This window comes from Pseudomonas matsuisoli (assembly GCF_014647635.1).
GTDB lineage: Bacteria > Pseudomonadota > Gammaproteobacteria > Pseudomonadales > Pseudomonadaceae > Pseudomonas_P > Pseudomonas_P matsuisoli.
The window spans coordinates 81715-101820 of the sequence record NZ_BMPO01000011.1; the positions used below are offsets into that span (position 1 = coordinate 81715).

18 protein-coding genes and 1 pseudogene are annotated in these 20106 nt (G+C 60.5%); 8 read left to right on the plus strand and 11 right to left on the minus strand.

The window, feature by feature from the left end; genetic code table 11:
- The first annotated feature begins 60 nt into the window (after window positions 1–60).
- On the plus strand, window positions 61–561 hold the full coding sequence (locus tag IEY47_RS19280; RefSeq protein ID WP_188985753.1) for a response regulator: 501 nt from the start codon (window positions 61–63) through the stop codon (window positions 559–561).
- A gap of 425 nt (window positions 562–986) precedes the next feature.
- Window positions 987–1388, plus strand: a complete 402-nt coding sequence (locus tag IEY47_RS19285) for a response regulator (protein ID WP_188985755.1) — start codon at window positions 987–989, stop codon at window positions 1386–1388.
- 32 nt (window positions 1389–1420) lie between these two features.
- Here the strand turns inward: IEY47_RS19285 and IEY47_RS19290 are convergent, their stop codons facing one another.
- Complete coding sequence (locus IEY47_RS19290; protein WP_188985757.1) at window positions 1421–1882, minus strand: Lrp/AsnC family transcriptional regulator; 462 nt, start codon at window positions 1880–1882, stop codon at window positions 1421–1423.
- Between the two features lie 450 nt (window positions 1883–2332).
- Here IEY47_RS19290 and IEY47_RS19295 point away from each other — a divergent pair, with 450 nt between their 5' ends.
- The 4 genes from IEY47_RS19295 to lpdA all read left to right on the plus strand — a co-directional run bounded on the left by IEY47_RS19295 (window position 2333) and on the right by lpdA (window position 7790).
- Window positions 2333–3568 (plus strand): 3-methyl-2-oxobutanoate dehydrogenase (2-methylpropanoyl-transferring) subunit alpha, encoded by a 1236-nt coding sequence (locus IEY47_RS19295; RefSeq protein ID WP_188985759.1) that lies wholly within the window; start codon window positions 2333–2335, stop codon window positions 3566–3568.
- A 3-nt stretch (window positions 3569–3571) separates the two neighbouring features.
- The gene (locus tag IEY47_RS19300) at window positions 3572–4633 is read left to right on the plus strand and encodes an alpha-ketoacid dehydrogenase subunit beta (protein ID WP_188985761.1); all 1062 of its coding nucleotides are present in this window, start codon (window positions 3572–3574) and stop codon (window positions 4631–4633) included.
- A gap of 313 nt (window positions 4634–4946) precedes the next feature.
- Window positions 4947–6380, plus strand: a complete 1434-nt coding sequence (locus IEY47_RS19305) for a dihydrolipoamide acetyltransferase family protein (protein WP_188985763.1) — start codon at window positions 4947–4949, stop codon at window positions 6378–6380.
- Between the two features lie 3 nt (window positions 6381–6383).
- Window positions 6384–7790, plus strand: coding sequence for a dihydrolipoyl dehydrogenase (lpdA, locus tag IEY47_RS19310; RefSeq protein ID WP_188985765.1), 1407 nt, complete (start codon window positions 6384–6386; stop codon window positions 7788–7790).
- Window positions 7791–7843: 53 nt separating this feature from the next.
- Here the strand turns inward: lpdA and cynS are convergent, their stop codons facing one another.
- Window positions 7844–8293: a cyanase gene (gene cynS, locus IEY47_RS19315; protein WP_188985767.1), complete on the minus strand. Its 450-nt coding sequence runs from the start codon at window positions 8291–8293 to the stop codon at window positions 7844–7846.
- A 343-nt stretch (window positions 8294–8636) separates the two neighbouring features.
- Between cynS and IEY47_RS20840 the strand changes: the two are divergent.
- Together IEY47_RS20840 and IEY47_RS20845 are read left to right on the plus strand one after the other, a co-directional pair.
- Window positions 8637–9644, plus strand: a pseudogene (locus IEY47_RS20840) (cache domain-containing sensor histidine kinase); the annotation flags it as partial.
- A 90-nt stretch (window positions 9645–9734) separates the two neighbouring features.
- Window positions 9735–10502 carry a methyl-accepting chemotaxis protein gene (locus IEY47_RS20845; RefSeq protein WP_373293640.1) on the plus strand — a complete coding sequence of 256 codons (768 nt, stop codon included), beginning with the start codon at window positions 9735–9737 and terminating at the stop codon, window positions 10500–10502.
- Between the two features lie 101 nt (window positions 10503–10603).
- On the opposite strand, the gene IEY47_RS19325 is transcribed toward IEY47_RS20845, so the two are convergent.
- From IEY47_RS19325 to IEY47_RS19365, 9 genes are all read right to left on the minus strand, one after another.
- Window positions 10604–10858 (minus strand): hypothetical protein, encoded by a 255-nt coding sequence (locus IEY47_RS19325; protein ID WP_188985771.1) that lies wholly within the window; start codon window positions 10856–10858, stop codon window positions 10604–10606.
- A 129-nt stretch (window positions 10859–10987) separates the two neighbouring features.
- Complete coding sequence (locus IEY47_RS19330) at window positions 10988–11890, minus strand: LysR substrate-binding domain-containing protein (RefSeq protein WP_188985773.1); 903 nt, start codon at window positions 11888–11890, stop codon at window positions 10988–10990.
- 189 nt (window positions 11891–12079) lie between these two features.
- Complete coding sequence (locus IEY47_RS19335; protein WP_188985775.1) at window positions 12080–14131, minus strand: oxidoreductase; 2052 nt, start codon at window positions 14129–14131, stop codon at window positions 12080–12082.
- Window positions 14132–14224: 93 nt separating this feature from the next.
- Window positions 14225–15004 carry an amino acid ABC transporter ATP-binding protein gene (locus IEY47_RS19340; protein ID WP_308426310.1) on the minus strand — a complete coding sequence of 260 codons (780 nt, stop codon included), beginning with the start codon at window positions 15002–15004 and terminating at the stop codon, window positions 14225–14227.
- On the minus strand, window positions 14991–15809 hold the full coding sequence (locus tag IEY47_RS19345) for an amino acid ABC transporter permease (RefSeq protein ID WP_188985777.1): 819 nt from the start codon (window positions 15807–15809) through the stop codon (window positions 14991–14993). The genes IEY47_RS19340 and IEY47_RS19345 overlap by 14 nt, the downstream gene beginning before the upstream one ends.
- Window positions 15806–16552, minus strand: a complete 747-nt coding sequence (locus tag IEY47_RS19350; protein WP_188985779.1) for an amino acid ABC transporter permease — start codon at window positions 16550–16552, stop codon at window positions 15806–15808. Before IEY47_RS19350 ends, IEY47_RS19345 begins: the two co-directional genes overlap by 4 nt.
- Before the next feature lie 51 nt (window positions 16553–16603).
- Window positions 16604–17458, minus strand: a complete 855-nt coding sequence (locus IEY47_RS19355) for a transporter substrate-binding domain-containing protein (protein WP_229779537.1) — start codon at window positions 17456–17458, stop codon at window positions 16604–16606.
- 340 nt (window positions 17459–17798) lie between these two features.
- Window positions 17799–19001: an acetyl-CoA C-acyltransferase gene (locus IEY47_RS19360; protein WP_188985781.1), complete on the minus strand. Its 1203-nt coding sequence runs from the start codon at window positions 18999–19001 to the stop codon at window positions 17799–17801.
- Window positions 18998–19765 (minus strand): SDR family NAD(P)-dependent oxidoreductase, encoded by a 768-nt coding sequence (locus IEY47_RS19365; RefSeq protein WP_188985784.1) that lies wholly within the window; start codon window positions 19763–19765, stop codon window positions 18998–19000. Before IEY47_RS19365 ends, IEY47_RS19360 begins: the two co-directional genes overlap by 4 nt.
- Window positions 19766–20106 lie beyond the last annotated feature (341 nt).

Here is a 20106-nt window from a genome sequence, read left to right on the forward strand (position 1 = left end):
CGAGGTTTCTACGAGCGGGCTTCTCCTGTAACGTAGTGCACCAATCAGGAGGGCCATGGCGTGATTAGATCGATACTGCTCATCGAGGACGATCCCAGAGACGCGGAGCTCGCGAGCATGGCGCTTGAGAAATTCAAGATGCTGAAGAAGCTCGACCACGTCGTGGACGGCGTTGAAGCCATTGACTACCTGACCCGCTCCGGCCGCTACAGCAACCGCTCGAATCAGGTGCCGGACGTCGTCATTCTCGATTTGAAGCTGCCCCGTCTCGATGGACTCGAAGTGCTCAAGCGCGTGCGCAATACGCCCGAGCTCAAGGGCGTACCTTTCGTAGCCTTCACCTCATCCAATTTCGATGCCGACATCCAGCAGGCCTACGACCTTGGCGTAAACAGCTATGTCGTCAAACCGCACAACTTCAAGGCGTATATCGCAGCCCTGGCCGACATCGGTCACGTTTACGGATCGCTCAACGAGGTTCCGGCTGGCCGCGGTCTGGCTCGACCCGCAATTCATCGGGATTCAAATGAGAAAGATCGGACCGGTCCCGTAGTTCATTGACCGCGTCGCGCATCACCGTATAGACCAGTTCTTCGTTACTCAGATTGCGATTGCTCAGCACCCGGCTGACCTTCAGCAGGCGCGCCGGGTCGATCAACGTGATCACGACGGACTCCCCGCGAGATTCGATCAAATGCTTCAGTGGCGGATCGAGCGCCGCCAATCGTTCTTTTAGTCGCTGCACAGTGCCTCCATAAGCCGCCATTTAGTGACCGAAGCGCGTATGAGGTGGTTCAGCACAGACGCTGTTGCGCGAGCAATGACGCGCCGCCCGGCCACCCTGCGTTCGAAAAGGAAAATTACGGAACCCTTTCGAATGTGCACAGCCTAATCGACATTATCGCCGCGACCTTTCGAAGTGGTTTCCCTTCAGATCGTCGGATCGATCGTTCAAAGCGGCCACTCCGGCCAGATGGGGTAAAAGGATGTTCAATATCGTTGTCGCGGAAGACGAAGAGAATCTTCGCCTTCTCCTGTGCGAAGCACTGGAACTGCAGGGCTATCAAATCCATGCCTTCGGCAACGCTGTCGATGCCTGGAAGCATATTTGCAAAGCCGATGAACCGATCGATCTCCTGATTACCGATGTGCGCATGCCGGGCGAAATCGACGGCCTCGACCTGGCTTGGCTCGTACATCGCCATCAACCTACGCTGCCCGTCGTGCTATCCACCGGGGGCTTCGATCACACGAAGAATCCTGGGCGCCCCTACACCGAGATCCTTGCCAAACCTTGGACGCTGGATGGCCTGATCGCCACCTGCGAGCGCTTGTTGTGTCGGCCTACGGGCGCAACTCAGCCGCTGCAAGCTGCGGCATACTGCTGAGTACCAAACGAGGCAATTACTTTATCGAGCCCTCATAAAGGTGGGGAAGACCGCAGCAATACCGGCTTCAACGAAAACGCCGAGGTTACCGTCGCAACGCCGGGGATCGCGGTCAGGGTGTTGTTGACGAACTGCTGGTAAGCATTCAGGTCACGCACCACCACGCGCAGGATGTAATCGTGATCGCCGGTCATTTGGAAGCAACTCATTACCTGAGGCGCCTTGACGATTTCGCGCTCGAACGCGGCCAGATAGTCCGTGGATTGCTTCTCCAACCGCACGGATACGAACACGCTCACACTGCCTGCAAGCCGCGCCTCGTCTAGGCGCGTGAAGTAACCCTGGATGTACCCCTCATCCTCCAGCCGTTTGATCCGTCGTAGCGTAGGCGTCAGCGAGAGGCCGATTTTCTGCGCAAGATCGCGCCAGCTCACTCGCCCATCATCCGCAAGCGCGGCGAGAATCTTCAAATCGATCCGGTCCAGGTCTGCCATGGCGCATTCGTGCTCTTGTTATGGTTTGTGGCAATGCAATCCTACTCAAAGACGGCGCCAAGCGGCGTCAATTTGAGACAAAAACCCTAGCCCACCGCGCCTATACTCGAAGCCAGCACAACAACAATAAGCGTCGTGTTCGACACGGATGGCCTCACGGCGAACGCCAAACGGGCGAGCGCCGTCGAAGAGCGGCGCGACGAGCGAGGGCCAATGCATGTCTTATCGAGACGACCGCCAAGCTTCTCCGAGCGACTGTCCGCAAATGGGCAGCTCTAAGAACGTAGGCGAGGCAGTTAGCGCAGCGCGAAAATACACTGGAAAGCGACCAGCGTCGCGTTCGACTTTTCGCGTGGTCACTGAGCCTTTTGAGATGCCGCGTCCCGAAGTCTTTACCGCGGCGATGACCGTGCAGGTCGTTTTTAGCTCCGCCCAAATGAGGGCGTTCTCATGAGTGCGAGTGTCGAGCGCCTGCAACTCCATGTCCCGGAACCCAGTGGCCGACCGGGCTGCCAGACGGACTTTTCCTACCTACAGCTTTCCCCGGCCGGTTCGGTGGATAAACCGCCCATCGACGTCCTTCCCGTCGACACCGCCTCTTTGGCGTCCCAACTGATCCGCATCCTCGATGAGGAGGGCAATGCGGTTGGGCCCTGGGCCGAAGACCTGCCCGTCGACCTCATGCAAACTGGCCTCAAGGCGATGCTGAAAACCCGCATCTACGACGCCCGAATGATGACCGCGCAGCGGCAAAAGAAGCTGTCCTTCTATATGCAATGCCTCGGCGAGGAAGCCATTGCCATCGGGCAGACCCTCGCGCTACGGCCGGACGACATGCATTTTCCCACCTACCGGCAGCAGGGCATTCTCATTGCGCGCGAGGCACCGCTGGAGGAGATGATTTGCCAACTGCTTTCCAATGAGAACGATCCGCTCAAGGGCCGCCAGCTACCGGTGATGTATTCATATCGGGACCTCGGCTTCTTCTCAATTTCCGGCAACCTTGGCACGCAGTACATCCAGGCCGTCGGCTGGGCCATGGCCTCGGCGATCAAGGGCGATACGCGTATTGCTGCCGGTTGGATTGGAGATGGCGCCACCGCCGAAGGCGACTTCCACGCCGCGCTGACGTTCGCCCACGTCTACTGTGCGCCCGTGATCCTGAACATCGTCAACAACCAATGGGCTATCTCCACTTTCCAGGCGATTGCCGGCGGCGAAGGCATCACCCTGGCTAACCGTGGGCTCGGCTACGGCATTGCGTCGCTACGCGTAGATGGCAACGACTTCCTGGCCGTGCATGCCGTCTCGAAATGGGCGGCCGAGCGCGCCCGGCGGAATCTCGGCCCAACGCTCATCGAGTGGGTCAGCTACCGCGCAGGCCCTCACTCGACCTCAGACGACCCCTCCAAATACCGCCCGGCGAACGACTGGGAGCAATTTCCGCTGGGCGATCCCATCGAGCGTTTGAAACAGCATTTGATCAAATTGGGCGCTTGGTCCGAAGACCAGCATGAGCAGACCCGCAAGATCCTGGAAGCCGAAATTGCTGAGGCGCAGAAGCGCGCCGAGAGCCATGGCAACTTCACCAGCGACCATATCCCCAGCGCCGCCGATATGTTCGAAGGCGTTTACAAGGACCTCCCACCGCACCTGCGCCGCCAGCGCCAACAGCTAGGGAAATAAGCCATGAATACCCAGACCAAAACCGACACGCCGCTGGCCGATGGCGCCCGTACCACCATGACGATGATCCAGTCGTTGCGCTCGGCAATGGACGTGATGCTCGATCGCGACGAAAACGTCGTGGTATTCGGCGAGGACGTCGGCTATTTCGGCGGGGTGTTCCGCTGTACCGATGGTCTTCAGAAAAAATACGGCAGCTCGCGCGTGTTCGATGCGCCCATCTCTGAAAACGGCATTGCTGGCGCGGCAGTGGGCATGGGCGCCTACGGCTTGCGACCGGTTGCGGAAATCCAGTTCGCCGACTACGTCTATCCGGCGGTCGACCAGATCGTTTCCGAAGCGGCGCGCCTGCGCTACCGCTCGGTAGGCCAGTTCACGTCGCCCCTGGTATTTCGCATGCCCTGCGGTGGCGGTATCTACGGTGGCCAGACCCACAGCCAGAGCCCGGAGGCGATCTTTACGCAGGTCTGCGGGCTGCGCACGGTCATGCCATCCAACCCCTACGATGCCAAGGGCTTGCTGATCGCCTCCATCGAATGCGACGACCCGGTGATCTTTCTTGAGCCCAAGCGCCTCTACAACGGGCCTTTCGATGGCCATCACGACCGTCCCGTAACGCCATGGTCGAAGCATCCGCTGAGTGCGGTTCCAGAGGGTTACTACAACGTGCCGCTGGACAGTGCTGCCGTCGTTCGGCCAGGCAAGGACCTGACGGTCCTTACCTACGGTACGACGGTTTGGGTCGCCTTGGCGGCTGCCGAAGAAACCGGGATCGACGCGGAAGTGGTCGATCTGCGCAGCCTGTGGCCGCTGGACCTGGACACCCTGGTAGCGTCAGTGAAAAAGACGCGCCGCTGCGTGGTCGTCCATGAGGCCACACGCACCTGCGGATTTGGCGCGGAGCTGGTGTCGCTGATGCAGGAGCATTGCTTCCACCACCTCGAAGCACCGATCGAACGCGTTACTGGCTGGGACACACCCTACCCTCACGCCCAGGAGTGGGATTACTTCCCCGGCCCCGAACGGGTCGCCGATGCGCTAAAGCGGACGATGGCGGAGCGGTAAGCGGATGCCACACCTAGAACCTGTAGGCGCTCACCGGGCTGCGGTCAGCTCATAGGCGATTGGGAGTTCTTGATCGCCCACAAGCTGATCGCAGCCCGGTGGGCTCCTACAAAAAAGCATAAGCGCCATCATCCCGATGCGGAGCTAGAACCGAACCTGTAGGAGCCCACTTGTGGGCGATCAGGAACGAAAGACAACACGGAGCTGAATGACAGCCCTCAATCGCCCATGAGCTGACCGCAGCCCGATGGGCTCCTACAAAACGCGTAAACCTGAACATGCCACCGCTGACAGAACAACAACGAGGCACCACATGGGTACACACGTGATCAAGATGCCGGATATCGGCGAGGGCATTGCCGAGGTCGAGCTGGTGAAATGGTACGTTGCGGTTGGGGATACCGTGACTGAGGACCAGCACCTGGCTGACGTCATGACCGACAAGGCCATGGTGGAAATCCCCTGCCCCGTCGATGGTGTCGTCGCCACGCTCGGCGGTGAGCCCGGGGAAGTTATGGCGGTAGGCGCCGAATTGATCCGCCTCGAGGTCGAAGGCGCCGGCAACCTCAAAGCCTCGTCAACCACGCCAACCGGGGACCAGCGTGCAGCCGCCAGACCCTCCGCGCCAGCGGCAGATGCGGAAGCACGCGAACCCAGCAGCGCCGCCGGCGGCCAACCAGACGATGGCGGCGATCGTCATCCGGACACCTCGCCGTCCGGCGCACCGTCGCAGACCGCGCACCCCTCTTCCGCCCCAGGCACTCATACCTCACCCACAGCCAAACCCAATGAGGTCGCGACGCATCAGTCCGACCGCGCGCGCGCGCAAGAGGGCTCGACTCACGCACAACAGGCTCGATTGCCCAGCGAGCCTCCACTTGCATCGCCCGCCGTCCGGCAACACGCCTGGGACCTGGGCATCGAGCTGCGTTACGTGCACGGCACCGGGCCAAATGGGCGCATTCTTCATGAGGATCTCGACGCGTATCTCCAGCACCGCTACGCCCCGGTCGAAGACGCATCCCAGGGCTCGCCTTATCAGCGGCGCGACGACGAGCAGCAGGTCCCGATCATTGGCCTGCGCCGAAAAATTGCCGAGAAGATGCAGGAAGCCAAGCGCCGCATTCCCCACTTCACCTACGTGGAGGAACTGGACGTCACTGACTTAGAAGCACTGCGTATTCACCTGAACCACACATGGGAAGGACAACGACCGAAGCTGACCGTGTTGCCCTTTCTCATGCGGGCGTTGGTCGTTGCCCTGCGCGACTTCCCGCAGCTGAACGCACGCTACGACGACGAGAACGGCGTGGTCACCCGCTACGGCGCGGTACATCTGGGTATCGCAACCCAGAGCGAGGCAGGCCTGAGCGTGCCGGTAGTCCGGCACGCCGAAGCGCGTGATCTATGGACCAGCGCTACCGAAGTCTCCCGGCTGGCAGCGGCCGTTCGCGCGAACAAAGCCACGCGAGAAGAACTGTCTGGGTCGACGATCACCATCAGCAGTCTCGGCGCCCTGGGCGGCATTGCCAGTACGCCCGTAATCAATCATCCGGAAGTTGCCATCGTTGGGGTCAACCGTATCGTCGAGCGGCCGGTCATCAGGGGCGGTCAGGTGGCCGCCCGCAAGATGATGAACCTATCCTCGTCCTTCGATCACCGTGTTGTGGATGGCATGGACGCGGCAGCCTTTATCCAGGCCGTGCGCGCTTTGCTCGAACACCCGGCCACCCTGTTTCTGGAGTAAGCCATGATGCCTTCACGGGATACGCATGTATTGATCATCGGTGGCGGCCCTGGCGGCTACATCGCAGCCATTCGCGCCGCGCAATTGGGCCTGCACACCACGCTGGTCGAAGCTGACGCGCTCGGCGGCACCTGCCTTAACGTTGGCTGCATTCCTTCCAAGGCGCTGATCCATGTTGCCGATACGTTCGACCGCGCGCGCCAGCAGGCAGACGGGGCCGCACTCGGCATCCGCGTCATGTCGCCTTCGCTCGACGTCGATCAAGCGGTCAGCTGGAAAAACGGCATCGTTGACCGGCTCACCACGGGTGTTGCGGGGTTATTGAAGAAAAGCGGCGTAGACGTGATCAATGGCTGGGCGAAGATCATCGACGGCAAGACCGTCGAGGTTTCTGCCGACGGCCACGGCGCCACGCAGCGCATCCACTGCCAACACTTGGTGCTCGCTACCGGCTCGCAGTCAGCCGAACTCCCGAACCTGCCCTTTGGCGGCAACGTCCTCTCGGCCACCGAAGCGCTGTCCCCTCGCCATGTACCGAAACACCTAGTGATCGTCGGCGCCGGCTACATTGGTCTCGAGCTGGGCACGGCATACCGCAAGTTCGGCGCTGACGTCAGCATCGTCGAATCCCTGCCGCGCATCTTGCCGAGCTACGACAGCGAACTCACCAAGCCGGTACTCGACAATCTCAAGCGGCTGGGCATCCGGCTGTACCTCGGCCACCGCACCGAAGGCATGAGCGAAGACCGGACGGCGCTGCGTATCGCCGCCGCTGACAATGGCGAAACACTGGAACTGCCTGCGGATGCAGTGCTGGTTGCCGTCGGCCGCAAGCCGCGTACGCTGGGCTTCAACCTCGAAGAGCTGATGCTCGATATGGAGAACGGCGCGGTGAAAGTGAATGATCAATGCCGTACGTCCATGCGTAACGTTTGGGCGATCGGCGACCTGACCGGGCAACCCATGCTGGCGCACCGCGCAATGGCCCAAGGCGAGATGGTCGCTGAATTGATCGCGGGCAAGCAGCGGCATTTCACGCCCGCCGCCATCCCCGCGGTGTGTTTCACCGATCCAGAAGTCGTCGTGGTCGGGCTGACGCCGGAACAGGCGGTAGCGAGCAACCTCGAAACCAAGGTTGGCCTCTTCCCATTCGCGGCCAATGGTCGGGCCATGACGCTCGACGCGCGGGACGGCTTCGTACGCGTCGTCGCCCGCGCGGACAACCATCGCATACTGGGATGGCAAGCCGTGGGTGTTGGCGTTTCTGAACTGGCGACGGCGTTCATTCAATCGCTGGAAATGGGGGCGCAACTGGAAGACATGGCGGGAACGATCCATGCTCATCCAACGCTAGGCGAGGCCGTCCATGAAGCGGCCCTGAAGGCTCTGGGGCGTGCTTTACACGTGTGAGCTTTAGCCAGGCACCCACTGCCGTCTCAGGCAGTGGGTTCGCACCGCAGCGATCAGTAGCTTTTGTAAGGCAGGAACTTGCCCGACAGCACCACGTTGACGCGATCGCCCTTGGGATCCGGCTCGCGCTGGATGTCCATGGAAAAGTCGATGGCGCTCATGATGCCGTCGCCGAACTCCTCGTGAATCAGCTCCTTGATGGTCGTCCCGTAGACGTTGACAAGCTCGTACCAGCGATAGATCAGCGGATCGGTGGGCACAGCCGTTGGTAGCGAGCCTTTGTAGGGGACAATCTGTAGCCAGGCCACCGCTTCATCGGAAAGGTCGAACAGCTTGCCGATGGTTTCCGCCTGAACCTTGTCAAAGGTCATCTGCCCCAGGCAGCCGGCGGTCGTCCATTCCTTGCTCATGCCCACGGCCTCGGCGACCTGGCTCCATTTGATGCCCTTCGCGACCTTCGCGGCGATGATCATCTGGGTGACGTGTGAACGGTCCGAAATCATGCGTTTTCCTTATCTGATGGAGGAAATAACGACGCACGACGCTCACACGCACAAGCGCTGCGAGCGTCGACGCGGATACGTGATGTCGGGGGGCAGCACAGTAAGCCATCCGGAGGCGCTGCTGTCACGCGGCGAGTGAGGCAATACGCGCGCTCAAGTCGTCGGCGACCACGCCGATATTCCTTCATCGGTTCTACTCTCGGGAAACCGATTCCCGGCATTTCGCAATGAATGCCGATCTCGACCAGCCTTCTTGCGGGTGCGCCTCGTGAACATAAAACAGAAACTAACGTGGGCTTTTGCGGCAATCGCGTGTGCACCGGTGGTGTTGGTTGCCATCGTCGTGATCATCAATCTCCGTAGCCAGGCAGCCGAGAACTTTCTCGATAGCAGTGGGCGCGAGATTCGACAGATCAACAACGCAATGAATATGTACTTCGATGCGGTGGGGCAAAACGTCGACTTCCTGGCCCAGGCGCCTGAGATCGAGCAGGCACAGAACCTCAAGGACTACACATCTGCGGATGCGGCCAACACACCGCTTCCTCCAGGCAACCAGCAACTCTTGGAATTCTTCGATCGCTTCGCCAAGACGCATCCGAACACCGCTTATCTGTCCGTGGGTCGCCCGGACGGTACATACGCCATCTGGCCTGATGATCCCAAATTGAACACCTACGATCCGCGCTCGCGCCCTTGGTACAAGGCCGCGATGGCCGATCCAGGCAAGACGGTGCGAACCAGTGCGTACTATTGGGCCGCTGATGACGTTGTCCTGATCAACACCGTACATACCATCAAGGACGCGCAGGGCCGTAACAATGGCGTGTTTGGCGTGGACGTTTCACTCAAGCAACTCACCGATTTGGTCAAGCAGATCAAGATTGGCGACAGCGGCTACCTGATGCTCGTGGAAAAGAGCGGCGCCATCCTGGCCGATCCGAGCAACGCAGAGCACACCTTCAAGGCGATCACCGAACTGGGCGGCGGCTACGCGCACCTCGACAAGGCCAATGGGTTGGTGGAAGTGGAGCTCAATGGCAAGAATTACATGGCGAACGTCTGGTCCTCCGACTCGCTGGGCTGGCGCTTCATCGGCTTGATCGAACGTGATGAGGTCATGGCCGATGCCAATAGCTTGACCTGGCAGATCGCGTTGATTGCCGCAGTGCTTGCGGTGATCTTTGCCATTGTGGGCGCCGCCTTTGCCGGCATGATCGTGCGCCCGATTCGCAGCGTAGCCGGCGGTCTAGAAGGCATTGCGCAAGGCGAAGGGGACCTGACCCGCAGCCTCGACGTGCGCGGCAAAGATGAAACCGCCCTGCTGGCTCGCTGGTTCAACCAGTTCCTTGGCGCCATCCGCCTACTGGTGCAGCGTATTGGCAACGCGTCGGTCTCTCTGAATGAGGCGTCTACGGTCTCGACGCGCGTGGCGAACGACATGAACAACGCCGCAGGCCGCCAGCGCGAAGCCGTCGAGCTCGTGTCGACGGCGTTCAACGAGATGACCGCCACGGCCAACGAAGTTGCGCGGTCTTGCAGTGAGGCCGCAAGCTCCGCAGATGCCGGGCAGCGCCAAGTACATACCGGCCAACTGCAGATCGACGAAGCCACCGGCAGCGTCTCGCTGTTGAGCGAAAACCTGCGGCAATCCACGCAATCCATGCAGGCGTTGGAGCAGGACAGCCGTAACATTAACGCCATCCTCGACACCATTCGTTCCATCGCTGAACAAACCAACCTGCTCGCCCTCAACGCTGCGATCGAGGCGGCACGGGCAGGCGAGCAAGGTCGTGGGTTTGCGGTCGTTGCCGACGAGGTGCGAGCGCTCGCCAAGCGCACGGCCGATTCCACCGGCGAAATCGACGGCCTGCTCGGCGGCCTCGCCCGCCGGACCGAAGATGTCACCAAGCAGATGCAGAATAGCCTGGAGATGTCCAAGGCCAGTGTCGATCGCATCCAGCAAGCCCGCGACAGCTTCGAGCGCATCCGCGATTCGGTCGACCATATCCGCGACCAGAACACCCAGATCGCGACGGCTGCGGAAGAACAACACCAGGTTGCCGAAGACATTAACCGCCACATCGCACAAATCCACGAAGACGCGCTGCTCGTGGAGCAACTGGCCGGTTCGGCACAAAGCGACTCGCAGCGGCTGTCGCAGATTTCCGGCGAGCTTCATGGATTGGTCGGACGTTTCCGTACCTGAGACGGTGCATCCGCACCAGGGGGCGTTACGACCTTGGTGCGGATGCACGTATGCCCGAACAGCCCCGGACGGCCCATAGCCCGCCAGGATTTGCCGGCGGGCTATGCCGCGGCAACCCCACATTCGGCTAGACGCTGTTTGAATGCAGCGAGCGAACCTTCGTACTCCCAGACCTGCACGGTGTCATGCGGGCATTCGATGAAGATGTAGTCTTCAGTTACGGAAAGAATGCGCTCGACCTTGATGAGCTTGGTCACGAAACCGGTGGAGTCCAGCGTGTCGATGATCAAACGACGCTCACTGTCATAACCATGGTAGACCTTGGTAGCTCGGATACTGGCCGTTACGTAGCTCATTGAAAACCCTCTCTATAGCCTGCCGAACGGAGACTCGCGCTCCGCGTCGAGAGCCACTATAGATAAACGGATTTTCGTTTAGAAATTAGAAAAGCGGCGGCCGGTATGCACGGAATCGATACCGTCGGTTCAGACTGGCAGGCCGCGCAGCACGTCATCCTTGAGCCGCCACATGACCTCCAGCAACACCTTGGTTACCGGCGTACCCGGGCGCGTTTCCGGTTGCAGCAGCGAAACCCTGAAAGGCACAGCCGGCGTCAGCGCCACCAGCTTTACCTGGTCCAGCGGATGCAGCATGGCCGTGAACGGATCGATGATGGCTACACCCAGGCCACGCTTCACCATCGAAAGCGCCGATACGGAAATGTTGGTTTCGTAGACATAACGCGCCTCGATACCCGAGGAGCGGGCCACATGATCGAGCAGTTGCCGAGCGGGAGCGAAGTTGGAATATGAGATGAAATCCGTCTTGGCCAGATCTTCGAGGCTCAATGCTGCTCGTTGCGCGTAGGGATGCGCCAAGGGCACGGCCACGACATAAGGTGCCGTGCTGAAGGTATCCACCCTGAGGCCAGCCGTCTGGTAGGGCATTTCGACGAAACCGAAATCGATCTGCTGCGCCGTGGCGTACTCTTCCACACGCCCCGAATTTTGCACGCTCAGCGTCACCTTGACGTCTGGTTCGAGCCGATTGAACTCGGCGATCACATAAGGCATGAAGTCGATACCGAGCGCGGGCATCGAAGCGACGGTGACATGGGGGTCTTGTCCTTTCGCCAGCCGCATTGCGGAATGGCGCAGCGAGTCCATCGAAAGGTACGCCCTTTCGACTTCGGCCATCAGGTTGTGCGCGTTCTTCGTGGGTGTCACCAGCCCCTTGCGCCGTTCGAATAACTGCACACCCAGTTCGTGTTCCAGCTTGTCCAGAAGTCGGCTGACCGCCGGCTGGCTTCGCCCAAGGATATGGGCGGCACCGCTCACGGTACCCGCGAGCATGACGGCGCGAAATGCAGCGAAGTAGTTCAGATTCATGGCACATCCGGCTCGGCGGCGATCGAAGCCTGACAGTATCGCGTCGTCTGCAAGCACGTCATGCCGATCTTGGCGGGTTTGCCAGTGAAGAATGTTCCAGTCGCGCATTAAAGAACGAGGCGATTTCTCGAAAGGCAATCCAGGCAAGCCGTCGAAACCCAATCGCGCCCCTGCCGGGGCGCGATTGGGTCAGAGAACGCAGCTAATACGATAGGCGTCCAGAAGTGCGGTATTCACGTTGCGGCTGGAAACGGCATCGCCGATCCGGTACAGAGCCATCCCCGCCTCGCTCGCGAAGGGTTGTGCACGTGTCGCGACCAAGGCTTCGATATCGGTTACCCCCTTGTTGACCGAGTCTGACCGCAGCTCGGTGTAAAGCTCATCCATGGGAATTGTTCCTTGGTCAACGATCACATGATCGACCTCGAGATGGTGCTCGGTAGCATTTATCTCGTTGACGACCGTGGCCCTGAGACGCGTACCCACACGTTCGACGGCAACCAGCTTGGATTCGAATACCGGCGTGATACCCAATTCCAGAAAGCGCTTCTTCCAGCGATAACGTTCGGAATACGTCCCCTCTTCGGCAATTTGCCCGTCGATGGAAAAGTACACCACGTCCGCCCCCTGCTCGCGGATCTTCTCCGCCGCTAGTGGCGCGGGATGCCGCCCGGTACCGTCGAACACCAGCGCCTTGGCGCCAGCGGCCGGGGTCAGGTGACCCGAAACGACATCCCAGCTTGTCGCGCACAGCTCCGCGCCTTCGAGCAGATCCACATTGGGAAGCCCACCGGTTGCGATGATCACGACGTCTGCCTGCAGGCCGGCGAGCTCCGCGTACTCCATATAGGAGTCCGTATGGACCCTGACGCCAAGCCGCTCCAACTCTGCGACACGCCAATCGATCACGCTGATCAGATCGCGTCGCCAGGAGCCTATTGCCCCTAGAAGCACTTGCCCCCCCAGCTGCGAGGCCGCCTCATGCAGGACGACCTCATGCCCGCGCTCGGCGGCAACCCGGGCCGCTTCAAGACCTCCGGGGCCGCCACCGACAACCACAACCCGCTTGAGAGGCCCGTCGGTTTTGACGAGTTTCTGCGGCAGGCTTCCTTCCCTTCCTGTTGCCGGATTGTGCAGGCATGACGGCCGCTGGGCCGACTGGCAATAGGACGCGCCGATGCAAGGACGAATTTCCAGTTCCTTGCCGGCGATGATCTTCTCGACGAGATAGGGGTCCGCGATCTGCGCCCGCGTCATCGCAGCCATGTCGATCTTGCCCTCCGATACGGCATACCGGGCGGACGCGACATCGGCCATCCGCGCCGCGTGAAAGACGGGTAGCTTCACCTCATGCTTGAAACGACCGATGGCATCCACCCAAGGCGCGATGGGCGCGCCGATACCAGGCATGTTCTCCACGACCAGGCTACGGATGGTGTCCATGTTGCCGTACACCGCGTTGAAGAAATCCACGGCGCCTTCACGTTGGAGTATCTGCCCGATCGCTACGCAGTCCTCGAACGTCAGCCCACCGGATACGCCCTCGTCGACGCTAAGCCGGATGCCAACGAGAAAGCCATCACCTACTGCCTTGCGGATCGCTTCGTGAACTTCAAGCGCGAAGCGGCAGCGGTTTTCCAGGCTCCCGCCGAATCGATCGGTTCGGCGATTCGTCAGTGCTGAGAAGAACTGACCGATGAGGTGGCCACCCGCAAGCGTTTCGATACCATCCAGCCCACCTTCCTTGCAGCGTAGCGCGGCTGCGGCGTAGGCCTTCACCACGCGACCAATGTCGTACTCGTCCATTGCCTTGGGAATACTGCGATGGAGCGTTTCCCGCACGACCGACGGCGCGATCGTCGTCAGGCGATCGCCAGCGAACGGATCACCACGCCGCCCCAGGTGGGTGATCTGACACATGAGCGCCGCGCCCTGAGCATGCATCCGCTCGGAGAACTGCTGCAGGTGCGGGATGATCGCGTCGACCCCGACATTCAGCTGCCGAAAGATATTCGGCGAGTCGCGATCGACATTGGACGACCCCCCGAACATCGACAGCGCCAGACCGCCCTTGGCCTTCTCCGTGTGATAGAGCTGGTAGGCCTCCTTGGGCATGCCGCCCTCCTCCAGCCCACAGGCATGGCTCGTGCTCATGATGCGGTTGCGAAGGGTCAGGTGCTTGATCTGCAGGGGTTGGAGCAGAGGGTCTTTGCGAGCTGAGGACGTGGCGATTACGTTCATGTGAGCCATCCAATATGCAATAGAAGCCCGTTCCGTTCGTTTTCAGGGAACGGGCTGGTTGAACATCTCAAAAGGTGACGCGCGGTAAGGCGGTCAGATGACCTGGCTTAGGAATCGCCGGGTTCGTGGGTCCTTCGCATTGCTGAAAACCTCGGCAGGAGGCCCGTGCTCCACAATGACCCCGCCATCGGTGAAATAGATGTGATCAGCCACTTCGCGGGCGAACCCCATCTCATGGGTCACCAGGATGCAGGTCATGCCATCCGCCGCGAGTTCCCTGATCGTGGTGAGCACTTCTTTAACGGTTTCGGGATCGAGCGCCGCCGTTACTTCATCGAACAGCATGATTTCAGGACGCATCGCCAGGCTTCGGGCGATCGCAACGCGCTGTTGCTGCCCGCCGGAAAGCTCCCCGGGGTAGGCGTCTTCCTTGCCCGTAAGCCTGACCTTGGCGATAAGCGCTTTGGCACGCTGCTCGGCGGACGCCCTGCTTTCCTTCAGGACCAACCGCGGTGCGAGCATCACGTTTTCGAGCACCGTCTTGTGCGGGAAAAGGTTGTATTGCTGAAACACGATGCCAACTTTACGCCGCAGTGCGACGACATCCAGCCGGGCATCGTTCACTTCCGTTCCCGCAACACTGATGGAGCCTTGCTGGACATCACTCAAGCCGTTGATGCAACGGATCAGGGTGGACTTTCCAGACCCAGAGGGCCCGATGATGCAGACCACCTGCCCCTTGAGCACGTCTAGCGAAATGCCTTTGAGCACTTCCAGCGAGCCATAGAATTTTCGGACATCCCGAATGCTGACGATCGGTGCGTCCGCGGATACCGAAGCCGTCTCAGCACCGTAGGGTTCATGACGCTGCATGCTTTTTCTCCAGGGCTTTGGTCAGAAGGGCAATCGGGTAGATGTAAATGAAGAAGAGGCAGAGCAGGAACAGGTAGAACGGGATCAGAAAGTCCGGGCGCCCGCCCCCGGCTTCCATCGCCGCCTGCGCGCTGCCCACCGCCTCGCGAACACCGAGAATGGCCGCCATGGGCGTTGCCAGCGTCAACAGCGCGTACCAGTTCATCCAGGACGGCAGAGACCTTTTCACACATTGCGGCAGGATGATGTGGGTCATGGTCTGACGCCTCGTGAGCGCAAGCCCCTGTGCGGAATCCCATTGCCCAGTGGGCACCGAGACGATGGCGCCACGCACGATCTCGCTGATATTGCCCATGACGGGCAGCGCGAACGCCAGCGTCGCCTTGGCCCAGTCGGAGATGTCTACCCGCGTCAAGCCCAGGTCCACGGTCATGGGCATGACGTACATCACCGTGAACAGGACCACCAGCCAGGGCGTATTGCGGAACAGATGCGTGACGCCTTTCGCGACGGTCCTCACCAGATACACCCGGCTGACCTGCGCAACCCCCAACGGTACGCCGAGCAAGGTCGCCAAAAGCATCGCAAGAAAGCTCATGACGAGATTGAGCCCGAACCCTTCGAGAATGAACGGCATCCAGCGAACGAGCGTCGCGACCGGGCTTTCCGGTTCGGATTGCAGGATGAGTGTGGCCGCAAGGGCGACCACCGTCAGCACTGCTGCTCCCACGACGTGCTGCCAACGAATCCGCGTCACGTTCATGAGCAACACGCTACTGCGTGCATGTACTTTGTCCCTGATCATTGGCCAAACCCCGGAATCCGGAGCTTGCGCTCGAGCAGGCTGAACACGGCACCAATCAACGCGATGACGATCCCGTAGAACAGGAACAGCACGAAGATCATCTCGGGTACGTTCATGCTGTCCGACCATATCTGGTTGAGGACATAGGTCATTTCCGGCACCGAGATGACGTAGACCAGCGAGGTAGTCTTGGCCAGGCTGATGACATTCGCAGTCAACGACGGCAGGCTGACCCGGATAGCCAAAGGCAGGACGATATGAAGGTTGGTCTGCCACTTCGTCAGGCACAGGCTTTCGGATGCCTCGAGTGTCGATCGAGGGACCGACTCGATACCGGAGCGGAATATCTCCACGTTATAGGCCGCACCGAACACGCTGAGCCCGATAACCGCCCAGGCGAAGGACGAGATCAGCGGCTCGTTGTACCCGCCCATGTCGACCTGAGGCGTGATGCTGCCCAACCCGAAATAGAAAAAGAGCAGTTGAACCATCGGCGGCGTATTACGAAACACCTGGACGTAGGCTTCGACCAGCCCCTTGAGCGTGCGCGACCCCATGTGCTGCAGGGACGCGCCGATTACCCCTAAGACGATCGACAGGCAAATGACCCAAGCCATCAGTTCGAGTGAGGTCACCGCGCCCGCAAGGACGCGGTCGTACTCGAACTCGTCGTAGAAAATGTTGAAGTTCAGTCCTGTCTTTTCGTAAAGATCCAAAAAGAAACCGGATATGGCATCGAACATATCGACCCCGACACGTTGGAGTGGATTGAGTCTTGTCGATTACGCGAAAGATCATTCGCCGAGATAAGACGTGTCCCAGACATGCTTCGCATGCTGGTCCGCAAACCACGCAGAAGGCTGGAGGTCGTAAGCCTTCTCCAGATCCATCAACTTGCCGGACGACTGCCAGCGGTAGGCCAGGCCGGAAATGAAAACGCCCCAGGGTTTATCGCGCTCTTCGATGGCAACGGCGGCGCCCCAGGGGTTGTTGTAGAGCACCTCTACCGGCATCTCGTAGTCACTCCACTCGGGCAGTTTCAAATCCGCCTGAATGCCCACGTCGTCGTAGAGCCATGCGATGCATTTGCCCGACCGCAAGGCTTCCTTACCTTCGGAGTTACCGGCGAACGCAACGATCTTGACCTTGTAGTCCTGCTCGACTTTTTTGTTGTAGACCACGCCCTGCTTTGCGCAGACGGTTTTACCTTCGATGTCCTTCCAGTCACTGATGACGCCCTTCTTGGCCATCAGTGCAGGCCCTGACGACCAGTAGGCCGGCTCGATGATCCCCACGACCTTGCGCCGCTCGGCGGTGTCGTACATACCCGCGATCAGCAGGTCCACGCGCCCCTGCTGCAGGAACTGGATTCGATTGGCCGACGTGATCACTACCGGTTCGAGCTTCACGCCCAGTTTGTCTGCGACATCCTTCGCGAGATCGACCTCGATGCCTTCCATCGCGCCGCTGGCATTCGGGTATGACCAGGGCTTGAAAGCACCTTGCACGCCGACCCGCACGACACCGCGCTCCAGGATCTCGGATAACCGATCGGCCGCCGAAGCCGTTTCGATCGCCATCAGCGAACTTGCCACTACCGACAATGACATCAATGTGCGTGCAAACGTCGTTCGAGTGATCGTGCTCACGGTCTCTATTCCTCTCAGGTTTGGATTATTTTCAAATCTCAGCTAGGCATAGAAGTCAGGATCCGAAGACGGTCCTGTAACGCTGACTTTCTTATGCTTGTGATTCATGTCAGCCGATGGCCCGATCATGGCAGAGGCGCATATCGCCTCAAAATCAGAAGAGCGCCGACCACTATGCAAAGAACGCATAGCGGCTTTCAGGTCGAAGCCGGTGCGGCCCCTGCTAAAGCATTGGCGTTATGAAACAGGAGGTCTGGAAGGAAAAACTAGCGACAGGCGAAGTGCCCGGTGGCGTTTATGCAGATAGCGAGACCGGCACCGATCTACCCGACGTAGAGAGTCAGAGCATTTCTACTTCTACCGCCATTGCCGTTGCTTCGCCGCCACCAATGCAGATCGCGGCGATGCCTCGCTTGAGGCCGCGCGCCCGCAGGGCGTGGAGCAGTGTCACCAGGATGCGTGCGCCAGACGCACCGATCGGGTGGCCCAGGGCGCACGCACCGCCGTTCACGTTGACCTGTTCGTGGTCGAGCGCAAGCTCGGCCATCACTGCCATGGGAACGACCGCGAACGCTTCATTGATTTCGAACAGATCGACATCCGCCAGCCCCCAGCCGGTCCGCTCCAGCAACCGCTTTATGGCCCCGATAGGCGCGGTGGTGAACTCGCCGGGCGCGCGGGCATGCGCGGCGTGCCCGCGGACGATCGCCAACGGCTGCAGCCCTAAACGCATCGTAGTCGATTGTCGTGCTAACAGCAGCGCCGCCGCGCCATCTGAGATAGAACTGGAATTGGCCGCCGTTACCGTACCGTCCGAACGAAACGCCGGTTTCAACGTTGGAATCTTGGCGAGATTGGCCTTTGGTGGCTGCTCATCCCGTTCGATTTGCCGCGTTTCCTTACGGCCCACCACCTCGACCGGAACGATCTCGTCCGCAAAGGCCCCGTTTTCAATCGCCGCATTGGCCCGCGCCAGCGACGCCACGGCGTAGCCGTCCTGCTGCTCACGGGTGAAGCCGAAGCGCTCGGCGCAGTCCTCCGCGAAGGTGCCCATGAGGCGGCCTTTATCGTAAGCATCTTCCAGACCGTCAAGAAACATGTGATCCAGCACGCGCCCGTGTCCCATGCGGTAACCGGCACGCGCTTTTTCCAGTAAGTAGGGCGCGTTGCTCATACTTTCCATCCCGCCGGCAATCACGGTCTCCACACTACCCGCCAGCAGCATGTCGTGCGCCAGGATCACCGCCTGCATGCCCGACCCGCACATCTTGTTCAAGGTGGTACACGGTACAGCGTTAGGCAGACCCGCCCCTAGCGCCGCCTGCCGCGCAGGTGCCTGGCCGAGCCCCGCCGGCAACACACACCCCATCAGAACCTCGCTGACCTCTGCTGCGGCAATACCGCTACGTGCGATGGCCGCGGCAATGGCCGCTGCGCCTAGTTCAGGCGCACTCAATCCCGCGAGGTCTCCTTGGAAGCCGCCCATGGGCGTACGCGCCGCCTCGGCGATGACGATTGGATCGTTCACGTTCACCTCCTTCATTTCGCCGCCATCCGCAGCGCCCCATCCAGGCGGATGACTTCGCCGTTGAGCATGCTGTTCTCGAAGATATGCCGCACCAGCGCCGCGTATTCGCTATCGCGTCCCAGCCGCTTCGGGAAAGGAACGTCTGCCGCCAGCGCTTCGCGCACCTCCGGCGTCATGCCCGCCATCATGGGCGTTTCGAAAATCCCTGGCGCGATGGTCATGACGCGAATCCCATGGCGCGCCAGCTCGCGCGCCGCCGGCAACGTCAGCGACGCGATGGCCCCTTTCGACGCCGCATAGGCCGCCTGGCCGACCTGCCCGTCATAGGCCGCGATGGATGCGGTGTTGATGATTACGCCCCGCTCGCCTTCCGCGTCGGCCTCGCCCCGCGACATCAATTCCGCCGACAGCCGCAGCATGTTGAAGCTGCCGATCAGATTGATCCCCACGATCCGGCTGAAGCCCTCAAGACCATGCGGCCCGGTACGCCCGAGAATGCGCTCGCCACCGACCACCCCGGCGCAGTTCACAAGACCGTGCAGCCCGCCGAAGGTATGCTCGATGGTCGCCAGCGCGTGCTTCACGGCGGTTTCGTCGGTGATGTCGGCAACCAGCTGCAAAGGCTCCCCGGGCAATGTCCGCGCTTTCGCCTCGAGGGCGTCCGCATTCATATCCAGAAGCGCCACGCGGGCACCCGCATCGGCGAGTACGCTTGCCGTGGCGGCGCCAAGTCCCGAGCCGGCGCCCGTGATCAATACGTGCTTGTGTTGAATCTGCATAGGCCTGCTCTTCTTATTTGTCTGTAGGCGTTTATGAGCGGCAAGCCACAGCGGTTCCAAAAGCGCTTACTGCCTAGGCACTGTGGCTTGCGTAATTCGTCTTCACTATAGCCATCGACATCTCCAGACGCTCGATGAGCGCATATGGCTTTCCACAGCGCTGCTTATCTGACTATCGCGCGTATCAACCGTCATTAAAACGTCGCCGTCGATAGACACGCCGGGCAGTCCCGTCATTTCAACCGCCGGCCAACTCAACAGCCTGCTCCTGAAACCCCGTGGTAGAGGGGCCGCTCATTCGATTCGATCAACGGACGTGCAGCTCATCGGCCCGGGCACGC